Source organism: Rhodoligotrophos appendicifer (assembly GCF_007474605.1).
Lineage (GTDB): Bacteria > Pseudomonadota > Alphaproteobacteria > Rhizobiales > Im1 > Rhodoligotrophos > Rhodoligotrophos appendicifer.
Genome location: NZ_VHKL01000011.1, coordinates 157,927 through 173,931, shown reverse-complemented (window position 1 = coordinate 173,931; position 16,005 = coordinate 157,927). Strand labels below are relative to the sequence as shown.

At 64.7% G+C, this 16,005-nt stretch carries 15 protein-coding genes; 5 read left to right on the top strand and 10 right to left on the bottom strand.

The genetic code is table 11. The features are described from left to right. Positions 1 to 20: 20 nt before the first annotated feature. The 10 genes from FKM97_RS22685 to FKM97_RS22640 form a co-directional block, all read right to left on the bottom strand. Positions 21 to 665, bottom strand: a complete 645-nt coding sequence (locus tag FKM97_RS22685; protein ID WP_144294734.1) for a hypothetical protein — start codon at positions 663 to 665, stop codon at positions 21 to 23. Positions 666 to 771: 106 nt separating this feature from the next. After that, complete coding sequence (locus tag FKM97_RS22680; protein ID WP_170241079.1) at positions 772 to 1,980, bottom strand: ABC transporter substrate-binding protein; 1,209 nt, start codon at positions 1,978 to 1,980, stop codon at positions 772 to 774. Positions 1,981 to 2,055: 75 nt separating this feature from the next. Beyond that, entirely contained in the window at positions 2,056 to 2,538 is a 483-nt protein-coding gene (locus FKM97_RS22675) for a hypothetical protein (protein ID WP_144294732.1), read from the bottom strand. After that, the gene (locus FKM97_RS22670) at positions 2,535 to 3,098 is read right to left on the bottom strand and encodes an NIPSNAP family protein (protein ID WP_144294731.1); all 564 of its coding nucleotides are present in this window, start codon (positions 3,096 to 3,098) and stop codon (positions 2,535 to 2,537) included. Before FKM97_RS22670 ends, FKM97_RS22675 begins: the two co-directional genes overlap by 4 nt. After that, the gene (locus FKM97_RS22665) at positions 3,098 to 4,225 is read right to left on the bottom strand and encodes a M20/M25/M40 family metallo-hydrolase (RefSeq protein ID WP_144294730.1); all 1,128 of its coding nucleotides are present in this window, start codon (positions 4,223 to 4,225) and stop codon (positions 3,098 to 3,100) included. Before FKM97_RS22665 ends, FKM97_RS22670 begins: the two co-directional genes overlap by 1 nt. A gap of 23 nt (positions 4,226 to 4,248) precedes the next feature. Continuing rightward, positions 4,249 to 5,433: an NADH:flavin oxidoreductase/NADH oxidase gene (locus tag FKM97_RS22660; RefSeq protein WP_144294729.1), complete on the bottom strand. Its 1,185-nt coding sequence runs from the start codon at positions 5,431 to 5,433 to the stop codon at positions 4,249 to 4,251. Then, positions 5,423 to 6,142 carry an ABC transporter ATP-binding protein gene (locus FKM97_RS22655; RefSeq protein WP_144294728.1) on the bottom strand — a complete coding sequence of 240 codons (720 nt, stop codon included), beginning with the start codon at positions 6,140 to 6,142 and terminating at the stop codon, positions 5,423 to 5,425. Before FKM97_RS22655 ends, FKM97_RS22660 begins: the two co-directional genes overlap by 11 nt. After that, positions 6,135 to 7,964: a branched-chain amino acid ABC transporter ATP-binding protein/permease gene (locus FKM97_RS22650; RefSeq protein ID WP_144294727.1), complete on the bottom strand. Its 1,830-nt coding sequence runs from the start codon at positions 7,962 to 7,964 to the stop codon at positions 6,135 to 6,137. Before FKM97_RS22650 ends, FKM97_RS22655 begins: the two co-directional genes overlap by 8 nt. Before the next feature lies 1 nt (position 7,965). Continuing rightward, positions 7,966 to 8,844 carry a branched-chain amino acid ABC transporter permease gene (locus tag FKM97_RS22645; RefSeq protein ID WP_144294726.1) on the bottom strand — a complete coding sequence of 293 codons (879 nt, stop codon included), beginning with the start codon at positions 8,842 to 8,844 and terminating at the stop codon, positions 7,966 to 7,968. A 142-nt stretch (positions 8,845 to 8,986) separates the two neighbouring features. Then, positions 8,987 to 9,793 (bottom strand): IclR family transcriptional regulator, encoded by an 807-nt coding sequence (locus FKM97_RS22640; protein WP_144294725.1) that lies wholly within the window; start codon positions 9,791 to 9,793, stop codon positions 8,987 to 8,989. 203 nt (positions 9,794 to 9,996) lie between these two features. Here FKM97_RS22640 and FKM97_RS22635 point away from each other — a divergent pair, with 203 nt between their 5' ends. The 5 genes from FKM97_RS22635 to FKM97_RS22615 all read left to right on the top strand — a co-directional run bounded on the left by FKM97_RS22635 (position 9,997) and on the right by FKM97_RS22615 (position 15,979). Continuing rightward, complete coding sequence (locus tag FKM97_RS22635; RefSeq protein ID WP_246105222.1) at positions 9,997 to 13,308, top strand: DEAD/DEAH box helicase; 3,312 nt, start codon at positions 9,997 to 9,999, stop codon at positions 13,306 to 13,308. A 111-nt stretch (positions 13,309 to 13,419) separates the two neighbouring features. Continuing rightward, positions 13,420 to 13,626 carry a hypothetical protein gene (locus FKM97_RS22630; protein WP_144294724.1) on the top strand — a complete coding sequence of 69 codons (207 nt, stop codon included), beginning with the start codon at positions 13,420 to 13,422 and terminating at the stop codon, positions 13,624 to 13,626. A gap of 170 nt (positions 13,627 to 13,796) precedes the next feature. Then, positions 13,797 to 14,207 carry a hypothetical protein gene (locus FKM97_RS22625; RefSeq protein ID WP_144294723.1) on the top strand — a complete coding sequence of 137 codons (411 nt, stop codon included), beginning with the start codon at positions 13,797 to 13,799 and terminating at the stop codon, positions 14,205 to 14,207. A 283-nt stretch (positions 14,208 to 14,490) separates the two neighbouring features. Beyond that, on the top strand, positions 14,491 to 14,952 hold the full coding sequence (locus FKM97_RS22620) for a hypothetical protein (RefSeq protein WP_144294722.1): 462 nt from the start codon (positions 14,491 to 14,493) through the stop codon (positions 14,950 to 14,952). Between the two features lie 40 nt (positions 14,953 to 14,992). Next, positions 14,993 to 15,979 (top strand): hypothetical protein, encoded by a 987-nt coding sequence (locus FKM97_RS22615; protein ID WP_144294721.1) that lies wholly within the window; start codon positions 14,993 to 14,995, stop codon positions 15,977 to 15,979. Positions 15,980 to 16,005 lie beyond the last annotated feature (26 nt).

Genomic DNA, 16,005 nt, shown 5'->3' with positions numbered 1-16,005 from the left:
GCTTGATCTCGGGCCATGGCTCACGCGCGGGTATTCGGCCAGGGATAGACGCGCCGCCCCAGAAAGGGGGTGATCTCCGACAAGGCCCCGGGAAGCTGCTGCGGCAGACGGTCGAACAGCGATGCCTCCGAGGACGGACGCTCCGGCCATTCCGCCATCAGCATGTAGTGGGGTCGGTGGGTGGTGTAGACCGGATGGTCTCGGCTGCGCTCGGCAAAGCGCACGCCCGTGGCGCCATCCGCGGCGAGCCGTGACGCCTCGGCTTGTAGGGCCGCCTGCATGTCCTCGGCATCGAGGCTCGAGTTGAAACGCAGCACGGACACCCAATCCGCATCGGCCAGCACCTCGGTGGTCGCGCCCTCGGGCGCCAGCTGCCGGTGCTGGTACAGCGTATGGGCCTTGTCGCGGCGCTTGGCCAGGACCTCGCCCGCATAGACGTCCTTCTCGGCCATGCGCGCATACGGCCTGCCGGTGAAGATCTCCCATTCGGGGATTTCATAGATGTCGAGAAAGGTCATGTCCCCGATCACGGCCTGGTAGCAGGTGCAGACCTGGAACCCGATGGGAAACAGATCCGGCGCATGCCGATAGGCATACCACTGCAGGAACGGTTCTCGGTCTTCCTGATCCAGGAGAAGCTCGGCGGTGTAAATCAGCGACGGCACGGGAATGCGCCCTCCTCGGAAGATGGTGTGAAGGGACGCATCCTGTTGGCCTGGATGCGTCCCGAGGTTCAAGAGCGGCCGTCTGCGCGGCCAAGCCTTGTGGGCTTCAAGAGCAGTCGGCTCTTTCCTGGATGTTGGCTTCGCCACGCTCGCTCGGAATGACGGTCACCACGGCATTGGCGTCATAAAGGAAATGCGAGGTCGCGGACGGGGTGTAGACACCGGTCACACCTTTGACGGAGCCGGCATTCTTCTCGATCCACGCGGCGATCGCCGGTCCTTCCCACTTGTTTCCTGTCCCCTCGACGGCAGCCTTCATCAGATAGGTCGCGTCATAGAACAGCGCCACGAAGGTCATGGAGGCCCGCGCCGCCCGATCGGGTGCGAATGTCTTGGCCTTCGCCACGAGATCGAGGAAGGCCGTCGGCTGCTCGCCGCCCTTGCAATAGGTGAACCCGCGGTAATTCGCGCCGGTCACGTTCTTCATCGCCTCTTTTCCGGCGATCTGCTCGACGATCTCCGCAAACGCACCGATGCTCCAATTGCCGGTCACATGGATGTCCCATCCCAGCTCGCTGAGGCTCTTGAGGGCGTGACCGCCATCCTCGCCGCTGGAGGTGAAGAACAGGAGCTCTTCGGGTTCGCTCCGGCGCAGCGCCAGAAACTGCGGGGTCATGTCCGTAGCCCGGTATTGATATTCTTGCGTACCCGTCAGTTCGACGCCGCGCGCCTCCAGTTCCTTTTTCACCGCGGCCACGAAATCCTTGGCCTGGGCACCGGTATCCGAGAGGATCGCGACCTTCTTGGCCTTGCGAACATCGACGGCCTGCGAGACCATCTTCTTTGCCTGGACCTCGGCATTGATGAGGGTGCTGAAATAATAGGGCGCGAAGGTCGGAGTGATGGCCATCGATCCCGTGGAGCCGATGGAACTGACCTTCGCCTCATTGACGACCGGGGCGGCGGCCATGAACACTTGGCTGATCACCGGCCCGAAGACGAAATCCACTTCGTCCTGGAGGACGAGCCGCTTCATTTCGCCGACGCCCACGGTTGCATCCGTCTGCGTGTCGGCGACCACCATTTGCAGCTTGCGGCCCCCGATCCCTCCCGCGGCGTTGATTTCCGAGATGGCGAGCTCGACGCCCAACTGGCTCGCTTCCGACGTCGTCGACGCCGATCCCCCCGTGAGTTCCAGGAACAGCCCGATCTTGGCGGGCGCCTCCTGTGCGATGGCCGGTGCCATTGGCAGGCTCGCCGCCAGGATTGCGGCGGCAAGCACCCGCCGCTGCGATGTGAATCGAATAGCGTTCATTGACCACTCCTCCTTCATTATTCCCACTCCAGATGGTTCGTTCTCGTCTTGGTAAGCTGTACGTGCACGCGCCATTCAGCGTGCTACGGACAAGGTGCAGCCCAAGAGCCGGCTGCTGATGCGAATGGCGGATCGATGGGCGCCCGTCCGTTCGGTGCGCCGTCGTGCTTGGGCTCCCGGATCGGATTCGATGGTCCTTTGAGCGGCTCCGGCCTGCTCGATGCTGGTCCAGTTCAAAATCAGGACCCGCGCCGGCAGGTCGTGGCCATGCACGATCTCGAAGCTGCCGATCACTGTGGCCCCGGCATCCTGCCAGGCGGCGAGATCTGCCGCGATGAGCGTTCGCGCCGCCGATCCGGCGCCATTGTTCACTCGGATGCGCTGGATCTCGAAACCCGCGCCGTCCGTGGCCTCCAGGCGCACCTCGCCATCGGCATAGGCCAGCACGCAGGGCATGTCGATCGGCCCCGGCCTTTCGGCATCGAAGGCCTCCCAGCTCGGCCACCGCCTGATGTGGATGGCCCTGCCCGCCACGCCGATGCGAAAGACCTCCCTCATGCGGCGATGCCCGGATCGATCAGCTCGCAGAACAGCCGCGACCCCGGATCGTCGCTGGGCGTCTCGACCGCCGCAACCAGCGAGGAATGGGCAATGATCCAGACATCCGAGATGTCGTTTCCGCAAAGCGGCGAGAACGACGCGACCACGCCCTCGGGTGCCCTCCCCGACGTCGCCCGCGCAAATTCATAGATCTGCCCCGCCGTCATCGGGCGAGGCTTTTCGCCGACGAGCAGCAGATCGTCCAAGCGGTCCACGATCTCCTGGCCGCCATTGCTCCGGGCACGCTCCTCCTGCCACGCCGGATCCACATAGAAGCTCTCGAACGCGGCGGCCCTGGCCGCCACGCTCGGCCATTCATACACGAACACCACGCAGGGCAGATTCGGCCCGCTGATTGCTCTCCACATGCCGACCGGAGCCGGGATGCCATAGCGCGCGAAAAGCCCCAGCCCCCCTTTTTCCGGCGGCAGGATGCAGGTCAGGGCGCGATCGATCTCCTCCTGCATCCGCCCGTCGGCGACCCTGTATTGCCGGAGCTCGAAGAGCGACTGCGCCACTATCGGAGCTCCATCAGCAGGCCCGCCAGCAGCTTGGCCCTCAGGGTGAGGCTGGAGATGGTGATATACTCCTCCAGCGTGTGGTAGCCGTCGCCCATGCAGCCGAGCCCGTCCAGGGTCGCGATCCCCATGGATCCCGTGAAGTTCCCGTCGGATCCGCCGCCGACGCTGCGGTCGCTCAGCTCCACCCCCAGGGATCGCCCGACCCCGCGCGCGATCTCCAAGAGCTCGACTGTATTGGGCGCTGGCTCCCACACCGGCCGGGTCACGCCTCGGGTCACGGTGAAATCCACCCCGTCATGCCGCCCCGAAAGACCCATGATCTTCGCCACGCCCGCATCGAGATGGCTCTGGCGCTTCGCCATGCTGAGCACCTCGCCTGTACAGACAGTCGGCACGCAATTGACCCATTTGCCACCATGCACGACGCCGACGCTGAAGGTGCAGTCTTCCGTCGTCATGTCGCCGATGGCCAGGATCTGCTTGGCCATCTCGCGAATGGCGGAACGTCCCTCCGCCAGCCGGGCGCCCGCATGGCTCGGCTTGCCGACCGCCTCGAGATTGTACCGGGCGATCGCATAGCGGCCCGAGACGACGCCGCCATCCGCCATGCCCGGTTCCGGCACCAGGACGAATTTGTGCTTGCTGGCCTCTTGTTCGATCAGCTCCCGGGTGCTGGGGCTGCCCACTTCCTCGTCGCTGGTGAGCAGGATCGTCACCGGGAGCGGCGTGTCCAGACCGGCCCGCCGCAGCTGGCGCACTGCCTCCAGAGCGATGAAGTTGCCGCCCTTCATGTCCAGGATCCCCGGACCGAAGCATTTCTCTTCCTCACGGCGCCACGGCAACTGCTGGAGCGTCCCGATGGGATGAACCGTATCCATGTGGCCCATGATGAGGACGCCGGGTGCATCGCTCCGGCTCGGAAACGCCGCCCGGACGCAATCCCCGAAGCCCTGGCGCCCCGGAAAGCGCGTGAGCTCGGCGCCCGCCTCGGCGAGGTCCTTCGATGCCAGGTCCATCATCCGGTTGACCGCCGACGCATCCCAGGTCGGGCTCTCGCACTCGATCCAGGGTCGCAGCCCCGCCAGCATCGTTTCCGTATCGAACGGCAGTGCCCTGAAATCCATTCTCTTCCTCGCTGATCGGCCGCTTATTGTGAGGCCTTGGCCTTGGGTTGGGGGGCGCTCGCCGACGGGTCGAGCCGCAATTGCTCGGCACGGCGTTCGAGCCACCATCCATAGCGTTTCGGCCAGGCTGCATAGCCCTCGGCCTCGCCCATCAGGTCGACCGCGGCGCGGAACGGCCAGAACGGGTCGTTCAGGCTCTCCCGGCCGATCGCGACGAAATCAGCCGATCCCTCCGCCACAACCGCCTCCGCGAAACTGGGGTTGCGGATCAGCCCCACGGCCATGGTGGCGATGTCCGCGCCATCGCGCACGGCGGCGGCGAGCGGCACCTGGTAGCCTTCCGGGCGGGGCACCGCCGCTGTCGTCGACCGCGCGGTGAGGCCGCCCGAAGAACAGTCCATCACATCGATCCCGCGCGTTTTCAGCGCGCGAGCGAGGGCGATGGAATCCTCAATCTCCCAGCCGCCCGGCAGACCGTCGATGGCCGAGATCCTGAAAAAGATCGGCAGCGTGCCCGGCCAATTCGCGCGGACGGCCTCTGCCACCTCCAGGGCAAACCGCATCCGCCCGGCCCGATCGCCGCCATAGGCATCGCTCCGTTGGTTGCTCAGCGGTGAGAGGAAGCTATGGATGAGATAGCCATGGGCGCCATGAATGTTGAGGGCCTGGAATCCGGCCGCCAATGCACGTCGCGTCGCGCTGGCGAACTGATCGACGAGCACCTTGATCTGGTCGAGCGTGAGTTCGGCGGGAACCGGCCATCCCGGATTCGACGCGATCGCCGACGGTCCGACCACCGGCCACGGCGCCTCCCCCCGCGCCGCATCCGCTTCCGTCAGCGGCCCGAACCCGTCCCAGGGACGTTGGATCGAAGCCTTGCGGCCGCAATGTCCGATCTGGATGCCCGGAATGCTCGTCGCTGCCATCTCCTCGGTCAGCCGCGACCAGCCGTCGATCTGGTCATCGGACCACAATCCCGTATCCGCATACGTGTTCCGCCCCTCGGGGCTGACCGCCGTTACCTCGGCGAAGACGAGGCCGGCGCCCCCCGCCGCCAGGCGGCCGAGATGCGCGCGATGCCAGGGCCCGACCTTGCCATCGACCGTCGCCGCATATTGTTGCATCGGCGAGATCACGATCCGGTTCTTGAACACCGTGTCGCGGATCTGCAGGGGGCTGAGCAGCGCGCTCTGGCGTTTACCGTGCATCGGACTGGATACCCATATAGATGTCTTGGACCCGGGGGTTGTTGCGGATTTCGTCCGCCGTCCCGGTCAGCTTGACCTCGCCGCGCTCGATGACGATGGCCCGGTCGGCCACATGCAGCGCCACCCCGATCTGCTGCTCCACGATGATGATCCCGGTGCCCGACCTCGCCCAATTGCTCAGGAATTCGAGGATCGGCGGCAGCAGCGCCTGCGCGAGGCCGAGCGAGGGCTCGTCGCACAACAGGACCTTCGGCTTTGCCGCAAACGCCTGGGCGAGCGCGACCATCTGCTGCTGCCCGCCGCTGAGTTCGCGCGCCGGCTGGTGCAGCTTCTCGCGCAGGATCGGGAACATCTCGAGCGCCGGTCCGGCCAGATCCTCGAAGGAATGCTTGCCGCCATGCATCACGGCACCGAGCCGGATATTGTCGGCAACCGAGATGTTCGGGAACACGCGGTGTCCGTCGAGCACGAGGCGAAGTCCCGCCCGCGCCGATTCTTCCGGTCGCCGACCGGTAATGTCGACGCCCTCATAGAGGACCGAGCCGGATGTGGGCTTGATGAAACCGGAAATGGTCCTGAGCAGCGTTGATTTTCCCGCACCATTCGCCCCCAGCACGAGCACGATCTCCCCGGCCTTCAGGCTGAGATTGATCCCATGCAGCACGGGGACGCGGCCATAGCCTGCGTGAAGGTCGCGCACCTCAAGCATCGGCACCGGCCTTCTGCACTGTCCCTGCGAAAAGGCTGCGGACTCGGGCCTCGTTGAGAATGTCCTTGGGCGCCCCGTCGGCCACGACCTCCCCGGCATCGAGCACCGTGATCTGATCGGCGACGTCCCAGACGAGATGCAGGTCGTGTTCGATGAGCACCACCGTCTTCCCCATCCTGTCCCGCACCAGGCGGAGCAGGGACGACAGCTTCAGCCGCTCCGCCGACGACAGGCCCGCCGCCGGTTCGTCCAGGAGGATGATTTCCGAATCCATGGCCAGCACCCGCAGGATCTCCAGCAGGCGCCGTTGCGCATGCGGCAGGATGTCGGGCATCTGCCCGCTCCACGCCTGTCGATGCGGCTCCAGGGAGTCCAGCAGCCAGGATTCCCCGGGGGTGGTCCTCGCATCGGCGCCGATCATGATGTTGTCCCAGATCGACATCTCTTCGAAGACTCTCGGCGTCTGGAACGTCCGGCCGAGCCCGAGGCGCGCGGTGCTGTAGCTCGCCTTGTGGGTCGTATCGACGCCGCCGATGAGGACATGGCCCTCATCGACCCGGGCCAGTCCGGAGATCACGTTGAGCAGCGTGGTCTTGCCCGAACCGTTGGGACCGACGATCGCGTGGATGGTGCCCGGCACGATGGTGACGTCGACCGCGTTGAGCGCGACCATCTTGCCATAGGCCTTGGTGGCGCCTTTGACCTCGATCCCCCGGGTGTTCTTCTGCACCCCGGCCGTCGGCGTCAGGCTGGTGCTGAGGACGGCATCGAAATCGATCTCGCCGGTCCTGCTGCGCAGCCGATGCCGCTGGATCGCCTTCTGCACCGTGCCCACGATCCCGTCGGGAAAGGCCAGCATGATCACCAGCGCGATGATGCCGTAGGCCAGCAGGCGATAGACGGCCAGGTCCGCCAGGATCACGTTTGGAATGAGATAGAGCACCCAGACGCCGATCACCGGCCCGATGAGCTTGCCCTGTCCGCCGACGATGACGGAGAAGAAGAAGAAGATCGAAAGCTCGACGCGGAAGGCATAGGGACTGACGAAGCCGATCACCGGCAGATAGAGCGCCCCGGCGATTCCCGTGCCGACGGCCGCGATCGTGAAGGCGATGAAGCGCAGCTGGCCCGGGCTCCAGCCCATGGTCACCGCGGCTTCTGGGCTGTGGGCCGCCACCCGCATCCGTCGCCCCAGCGCTGTGCGGCGGAACCAGGCATGCCCGATCAGGCTGGCACTGGCCAATCCCATGATGATGAAGGACAGCCAGCTCAAGCCGCCGACCAGCGGCGCCGTGAGATCCGGGACCGCGCGGGCGATGCCGTTGATGCCATTGGTCACGTCGCTGAACGCCACCAGCATTTCAGGAAAGACCAGGGCGGCGCTCAGCGTCACGAACCCCAGATAGAAACTCTGCACGCGCAGGGCGGGAGCGGCGAACAGCAGACCCATCACGGTTGCCGCAGCGACCCCGCCGAGAAAGCCCACGGGATAGCTGAAGCCCCACAGACCCGACACGATGCCGGTCATATAGGCACCGATGCCGAACACCGCGCCCTGGCCGAAGGACAGCTGGCCGGCATCCGACAAGAGCAGGTTCTGCAGCACGGCCACGGTGACAAACAGGTTCACCACGAGGAAATTATGCGCCCAATAGGCCTGCCCGGTCAGCGCCGGCACGGCGATGCTCGAGACGACGAGCACGATCCCGAGGACCACTTGCAGGGTGCTTCCCCCATGGGCGTCTCCGAACAGGGCGGACCATCCCGAGCGCTCGGTGACCGGCGGCTCACGCTGTTCGGTGATCGAAGAGGACTGTGTCATCTCAGACTTTCCGTGCCGCTGGAGTGCCGAAAAGCCCTTCTGGCCGAACCATCAGAACCAGGACGAGAAGCCCGAGGGTGACGACGTTCTGGAACTCGCCGCCATATTCGAAGGCGGCATACATCGAGATGACGCCGACCAGGGCCCCGCCCACCAGCGCGCCCGTGTCGCTGCCGATGCCGCCGACGACGGCGGCGACGAAGCCGTTGGTCACATAGGCAAGCCCGCTGTCATTGGCCAGCGCGACGATCGGCGCGGCGATGAAGCCAGCCGAACCGACGATGAGCCCGCTGATGCCGAAGGCCAGCACCTGCAGCCGGCGGACCCGCAACCCCGCGGCGCTGGCCGCATCGAGGTCCTGGGCGATGGCGCTGATCGACAGGCCGGTCAGGGTTTTGGTGTGGAACCAGCGCAAGGCGGCCCACCAGAGCAGGGCAGCCGCGATCGCCAGCACATAGGGCGCCGGCGTCCGCGTGCCGAAGACCGGAAAGCTGGGGAACTGGCTGGTGGTCAGGATCTGGTTGTTGCCCTGGATCAGCAGGATGATGGCCCCGATCAGGACCGACACGGCCAGCGTCGAAACGAGCCAGGAATGCTGCTCGACCGAGGAGCGGAGCGGCAGCAGGGTGATGTAGCCTTGCACGGCCATCGCAGCAGCCAGAGCCACGGCGGCCAAGGGAAGGAGCGCGAGCCAGAGATACGGATTGGGCGTCGAGGGCATGGTCAGCGCCGCCAGGATGCCGGCGACGACGAACAGCATTCCCTGGGCGAAATTGAAGATGCCGGTGGCGCGGTGGATGGCGTTCAGGCTGATCGCGATCAGCGCATAGATGGCACCGAGCCCCAATCCCCGGACCAGAATGATCGTCAGTTCTTCCATGCCGTCCCCGAGCGCAATGGCCGTCCGTTTCGTATCTCCTAGAGATACGATCGAACCGTTGGAATTCTAGGGCTCCTTCTTCCCGTGAGTCAAGCGCGTCCCGTAAGGCAAGCGCCTCGCGGGTTCGAACACCGCGTGTTGCTCAAGGAGCGCGCAGGCCATTCGCCGCTGCGGTGACCAGAGGCCCCACGCGCTGCACGAAATCTTGCGGAGCCCATTCGGCGAGAGAGCCGACCACATGCAGGGCGGCGATGGGAAACCCATTCGCGTCGAGAATCGCGGCCCCGACGGCGACCTCGCCCACGACGACCTCTTCCAGCGCCAGCGAATATCCGGTCTCGCGGATCTCTGCGATGCGCTGCAGGATGTCCTTTACCTCGGTGGTCGTGCGCGGCGTCAACTTGCTGCGGTCAGAGCGCTCGATGATGTCCATCGCATGCTCCGGCGTCAGGTGGCTGAGCACCGCTCTCCCGCCCGACGTGCAGTAGGTCGGAACGCGAGCCCCGATGAGATGGGCATAGAAAGTGTCGCGTTTGCTCTGCATCCTGACGATGTAGATCATGGAGGTGTCGTCGAAGAGGCTGAGATCCACGCGCTCGTTCACGGTCCTGCGCAGGTCGGCCAGGATCGGGACGGCACGGCTGACGAGAGGGTGCGCCCTTAGATAGTCGAAGGATCGCTCCAGGATCCGCCGCCCCGGTACGACCCCGCCCGCGGTCTTCTCCAGATAGCCCAGGCCCACCAAGGTCCGCGTCAGGCGCTGCGCCGCGCTCTTGTCGAATCCGGCCGCCTTTGCCAGTTCCGAGAGCGACATGGGCCTCGGCGTCGCGGAAAAGGCTTCGAGCAGGCGCATGCCGCGCACCACGGCGTCCACGAACTGCCCGTTCTCCCCCGATTTGGAGGACGTCACAGCCTCCTTCTTCGCCGACTTTGCAGACTGCTTGCCCATGAAAGATCCTGAATGTCCAACATCTGGAGCCGCCCGGGAAGACAGGCGCGCGCCCACCGGCAGGGGAAATATCCGGATGATGCGACTATATCGTAGCGCGATACGGGATCAAGGAGGCTCGTTGAACCCTCCTCAAATGGATCGCTTCTCTCCTTCGTCAGTTATGGGCTTCTGCGCAGTGCGATTTGCTACGAGGGCAACCCATGACGTCACGTCGCCTGAAGACCGACGCGGCCAGCTCCCATAACGGAGAGATGGCGCCGGAACCCGTCGCCTCCGTTGCCCTGCGGCTTCTGCTGCAGGGCGAGGCCACGCCAGGACTCCTCGTCCACATCCCGGAAGACAGCCGCTCCGCGCACCTCTTGCGGGAGGCTCTGCTGGCATTGGCGCCCGATCTTCGTCTGGCCTGGTTTCCCAGCTGGGATTGCGCCCCCGATGACCGTTCTCCCCCGTCTCGGGCGGTCATGGGAGCGCGAATGGCCGCGCTGCGCTGGCTGCGGGACGAGGCAAATCCTCCGCGACTGGTGCTGACCACGCCACCGGCGCTCATCCGGCGCGTGCCGCCGCGGTCCGTCATCGACGCGAACCATCTCGCCTTTCGTGTGGGAGAGGTGATCGACATCGAGACCCTCCCCTCCTCGCTGGGCGCCATCGGCTACATCCTGGACGATCGCGTCGATGAGCCCGGCGAGTTTGCGCTGCGTGGCCGGGTCATCGATCTCTTCCCGGCCGCAGCACCCCTCCCCTGCCGCATCGAGCACGAGAGCGGCCGCATCATCTCCATACGCTCCTATGATCCGATCTCGCAGAGATCGGAAGCGGAAACCGAACTCCTTCTCCTCGAACCGGCCTCGGAGATCGCCCTCACGCCGGCGGAATACAGCGAGCGCGGAACGTTTCCGCACGGTGAGATCCATGCCTTGGGAGCGTTCTATCCGCGGCTGGAGACCCTGTTCGACTATGCCCCCTCCGCCCGCGTGATCCTGAGCGCCGGAGCGCAGCGCCGGGCCGCGACCTTCTTCGAGGAGATCGCCGAGGCCCGGGAGGCCCGGGTCAAGCTGCGCGCCTTGGTCCGGCAACCGCACCCGACCGAATCTGCGCAGACCGCATTCATGAGCCCCGAGGCGTGGACACGGGCGATGGAAGACCATGCCCTCGTTGGATGCGAATGGCCTCCCGCCTCGCCCCTGACGCGCTTTTCGGAAACCGGGAATCCCGCAGCAGCGTTTGGCGCCGTCATCGCGGACCAGATCGAGCGCGCCTGCGTGATCCTGGCAAGCCCGGACGAGAAGGCGCTGCGTAAACTCGCCCGGCAGGCTGAACAGGCTGCAGGGTGCAGCCCCTCCCCTCTGAGATCCGGGTCTGCCTGGCGCGATGTGCAGCCCGGGACGCTGCTGACCCTCGTGGCGCCCCTCGATGCGGGCTTTTCCATGCGGGATCCGGCCATCGTTCTGGTCACGGCGCGAGATGTGCTCGGTGATCGCCTGTCGTCCCCTCGCGCCGAGCGGCGGCACTTCCCTGTGGGAGAGGTGACCCTGCGGATTGGCGATGTTGTGATTCACACCGATCACGGCCTCGGCCGCTTGGAGGGCATCGAGGAAATCGTGGTCGGCGAGGAACGAGTCAGCGAGATGCTTCGCCTGCGTTACGCCGACGATGCCATCCTGATGGTCCCGGTGGACGAGATCGGCGCAGTGCATCGCTATGGCGGAGATCCCGATGCCGTATCTTTGGATCGCCTGAAGGGCGAGGCCTGGATCAAGCGCCGCGATGAGGCGACGGTGGAGATTGCCCGCGCCGCGGACAAGATGGTCGCACTCGCCGATCGGCGACGCCGCTCGAGCGCCCCCAGGCTGAAGGCTCCGGCGAGCGATATGGCCCGGTTTCGTGCACGCTTTCCGCACCCGCTGACCAGGGACCAGGCCGCAGCCGTCGAGGCCGTGCTGGGTGACCTTGCGTCAGGCCGCCCCATGGATCGCCTGATCTGCGGCGATGTGGGATTCGGCAAGACCGAAATTGCCTTGCAGGCAGCGGCGGCAGTGGCCTTTGCCGGGCGGCAAGTGGCGATTTTCGCGCCCACCACCGTCTTGACGCAGCAGCATTACCGCAGCATCCACCGCCGTTTTGCCCCCTTTGGCATCGAGGTCGCCTACCTGTCGCGCCTCACGCCGGCAGCCGAAGCGAGACAGGTCAAGGTCGGCCTCGCCGACGGCAGGATCCGCGTCGTTGTGGGCACGCATATGCTGGCCGGGAAGGGTGTCGAATTCGCCGATCTGGCGCTCGTGGTGATCGACGAGGAGCAGCGCTTCGGCACGGCCCAGAAGCAGAAAATGCGGGCCCTCGCCGCGGATCTCCATGTCCTCACGCTGACGGCCACGCCCATTCCGCGCACCCTGCAGGCAAGCCTCGCCGGCCTCCAGGAGCTCAGCATCATCGCCACGCCCCCCACGACGCGTCGGCCCGTGCGGATGCTGCTCGCCCCCCTCGACGCCTCCGCCCTGCGCGACGTCCTGTTGCGCGAGCGCAGGCTGGACGGGCAGAGCTTCGTCGTCTGCCCCCGCATCGAGGACATGCCTTCCATGGCGGATCGTCTCGGCGATCTGGTGCCGGAACTGACCGTCCTGACCGCCCATGGCAAGATGGCGCCCGCGGAGATCGATGATGTGATGCTCGCCTTTGCGGAAGGCGAAGGCGATGTTCTGCTGGCCACCAACATCGTCGAAAGCGGTCTCGACGTGCCCCGCGCCAACACCATGCTGGTCTGGCGCCCGGAACAGTTTGGCCTCGCCCAATTGCATCAGTTGCGCGGCCGGGTCGGGCGCGGCAGCCGCCGCGGAACCGTATATCTGATGACGGATCCTGCACATCCGCCCGGCGCCGCCGCCCTCAAGCGTCTCCGCACCCTGGAGGCTCTCGATCGTCTCGGAGCCGGCTTCGAGGTCAGTGCCCGCGATCTCGACACCCGCGGCTCAGGCGATCTCTTCGGCGAGGCTCAGGCGGGCCATGTGAAGAAGATCGGCCTGAGCCTCTATCAGCGCTTGCTAGAGGATGCGTTGCGGGCCGTCCGCAATGAGCCGCGGCGCCTGCAGTCGGCACCCGACCTCCATCTCGAAGTCTCGGGCGTCATCCCGTCGGACTACGTGCCGGAGCCGGACATGCGGATCAGTCTCTATGCGCAAGCCGAGGAGATCGACGGCACGGCCGGTGTCGAGGCCTTTGCGGCTGAGCTGGCCGACCGTTTCGGCCCGCTGCCTGCCAGCGTCCATGACCTCCTGGCGGTCGCCGGAGTGCGGGCGCTCTGCCGCCGGTTGCAGATCACCCGTCTCGACGCTGGCCCCAAGGCCATTGCCGCAACCTTCACCGCCGAGGGTCGCGAGCGGGTCCCGCCGCGCCTGGCGGAGACGGGCTGGAGCGGGGACCGGGCCGTGCTGAAGCGAGCGGTCGCGGATCCGCGGGAGCGCCTGCAGGCGGTGATCCAATGGCTGGACGCCCTTGGCGATGCTTCCGACGTGTAGGGAGGCGGATCGTGAATCTTCCGCTTCGACCGAGAGCACAAAATCGGCAAAGACTATTGAACATTAGGATAGCATGCGCGACCATACCGCCTCACAGCCAGGGGCAGTGAGATGGCAAAGACTTTTTTCATCAAGGACGGAGACGGTTGGAAGTTTGAAGTGGACGGCCAGCCCTCCGAGAAATTCACCAGCTGGATCGAGGCCTGCGGGGCAGCGATCGAGGCGGCGAAGGCCGCCACGCGCGAGGGTGAAGACGCCCATGTGATGTCGCCGAATGATCGCGGCGGCTGGTACTCTCTCTGGGCCTCGCCCAGCTGACCGCTGCGACGCGCAAGGCCGAGCGGCTCGACGAACGCTGATCTCTGGAGACGGGCGGAGACCCTTGGTGCCGGCGACGATTCGCGTGGCGCCCCCTCTCGCACAGGTTTTAAATCTCATGTCCACAAGCGACGCTTTTGGCTATCGTCGGCGCGCGATCGGAGACATGCATGTCGGAACCTCACCACAATATTCCCGCCTCCTTCCGCGGTCATCTGTTTGGAATGATCCGGCAGGGTTCATGGGCCCTCATCCTCGCCAATGCGGGTGTCCTTCTCACCTCCGCCTATGTCCTCTCGGAAGTCTACGAGAAACCCAAGCTCTTCTCCTTGATCGGAAGAATGGTGGTCCTCGCCAATTATGGCCTGCTCTGCTCGACCATCGCCTATTTCTGCATCCTCTTCGTGGACTGGCATCATCGCTTGCACATGCATGAGGAAAAGGACCGTCAAACGGCCATGCCCTACAGTGTGGCGATCTCGATGTTCGGCGCTCTGCTCGGCCTGCTCATCAGCATCGTCTGCCTCGGCATCGGCCTGAACATCTATCACCGCTTCTGGGGAGCGGATCTGACCTGGTAAGCCCGAGCGGACGCCAGGCGCGCAGCCGACACAATCCTGCCCGCAGCACTGTATCCCCATATCTCGCGCCGGATCCCTGCCGAGGGATTGCGGTCACTGCAATTCACATGGATTGACCAAATAAAATTTATGTTGATAATAGGGTGTCTGAAAGTAAACGGACCTCCGGTATTGCGTTGCGTCATAACTTCTTCAAGTTCATGCGCCTTCCCATCAAGCATGCAATTCCATAAATTTTTCTAATCGTCTTGTGTCAAGAACATTCATCTCTGGAGAATGGACAATGGCTACAGATGTGAAGTTGAACAACGGCAGTCACCAGGACTGGGTCACTATAGAAGCCGTCGTTTTGGAGACCAAGGCATCTGATTTTATGCTGCACGCCGATGCCCGCCGCTCCAGTCACGGCGGTCGGTTTAGGAGAGCTCTCGTTCACGGAGAAGATGACAGCCTGATCGTCAACTTTGCCCATGATTATCCAGGCGGCACGAAGATCAATAGCGGAGTTGTCAATCTGAAGCTTGAGAAGCAGTCCTCGGGCGATGCGATGTTGCCAAAATCGGCACAGATCGGGGACCTCAAATTGATCCAGACGACCATATCGGGTCCGGTCCCCGGCACCACCTTCATGGACACCCGGCCGGGTCCGGTGAATCTCTGGCTGTGCGTAGGCCAGACGGAAATCGGCGGTGAAGCGCAATGGTCCCAGGTCATGTTGGGAGACCCCGTGGTAGGGACCCGCTGAAGCAGAAGTCGAGGTCGCAGGTAACGCTCGGAGCAGTAGAATGAGAAGCCTGTCCGAAGTTCTCGCCAAGGCCAGTCCCGGCAGCAAATCCCTTCACGCGCTGACTGCGAAATACAACACCGGATCGATGACCCGCTGTATTGCGGAATATGAGATTCGCGATCTCCATCGCAGGACCGGAGGGAAGTTCGGCCCTCTCGGTCCCCTGACGAACCCCATACAGCCTCACGGTGACGGCGGCTACATGGCGGACACGCAGCTCGGCACGATAACCCTGTCCGACGTGTCCAGCCCCTGTGCCGCCCTGCAGAATTACTCCACGACCGTCACTCTTTCAGGCATCAGATGCTTTGCTGCTCAGGACGTGGAAACGGACGAGTTGTTCGCAATTGTCTCCCTCACCTGCGTGAATCCCAATGCATCCGGCATTGACCAGACCGTCTGCACGATGAACACGCCCATCACCGACACGAAATCGGGGGACACGGTGTTCAGGAACATGACCATCGGCAATGTCCCGGTGGTGGGGAGCGGCATCTCGATCCATGTGTCCCTGTGGGACCATGAATCCGGCGATGTCGATGAGATCCGCCAGAAGGTGGCGGCCGCGATCGAACAGGCCACCAAGGCGGCGCAACAGGCGATCGCCGGCGGCGCCTTGGGCTCGGATCCCGCCGTCACCGCCGGCGCTGTCGGCGACGTCACGGAGTTCGAGATCGCCGGCGTGAAGCCGTTCCGGGTCGTCACCCTCGAATTGGCGGGTGTGATAGCGGAAGCGCTGGCGGATGACTTGCTGGGCAGCAAGTCCTTTTATGTTCCGGCCGCCAATCTGATCGAATTCGCCGATCAGGCCTTCTATGAAAACTCGATCCGCTCGGACCCTGCATTGCCTTTTGATGTGCAGATCAACTGGCCGCCCCGAGCCGGCCAGGAAGAGCCCTTCACCGGCAAGGGCGCCTTCTACAAAGCCTATTTCAAGATCAAGACGGAGTTGAGCCCGATCCCCTGCGACCCGGCACTGCGCTGAAACGCAAGTGCGCAAGGCCGCTGTGC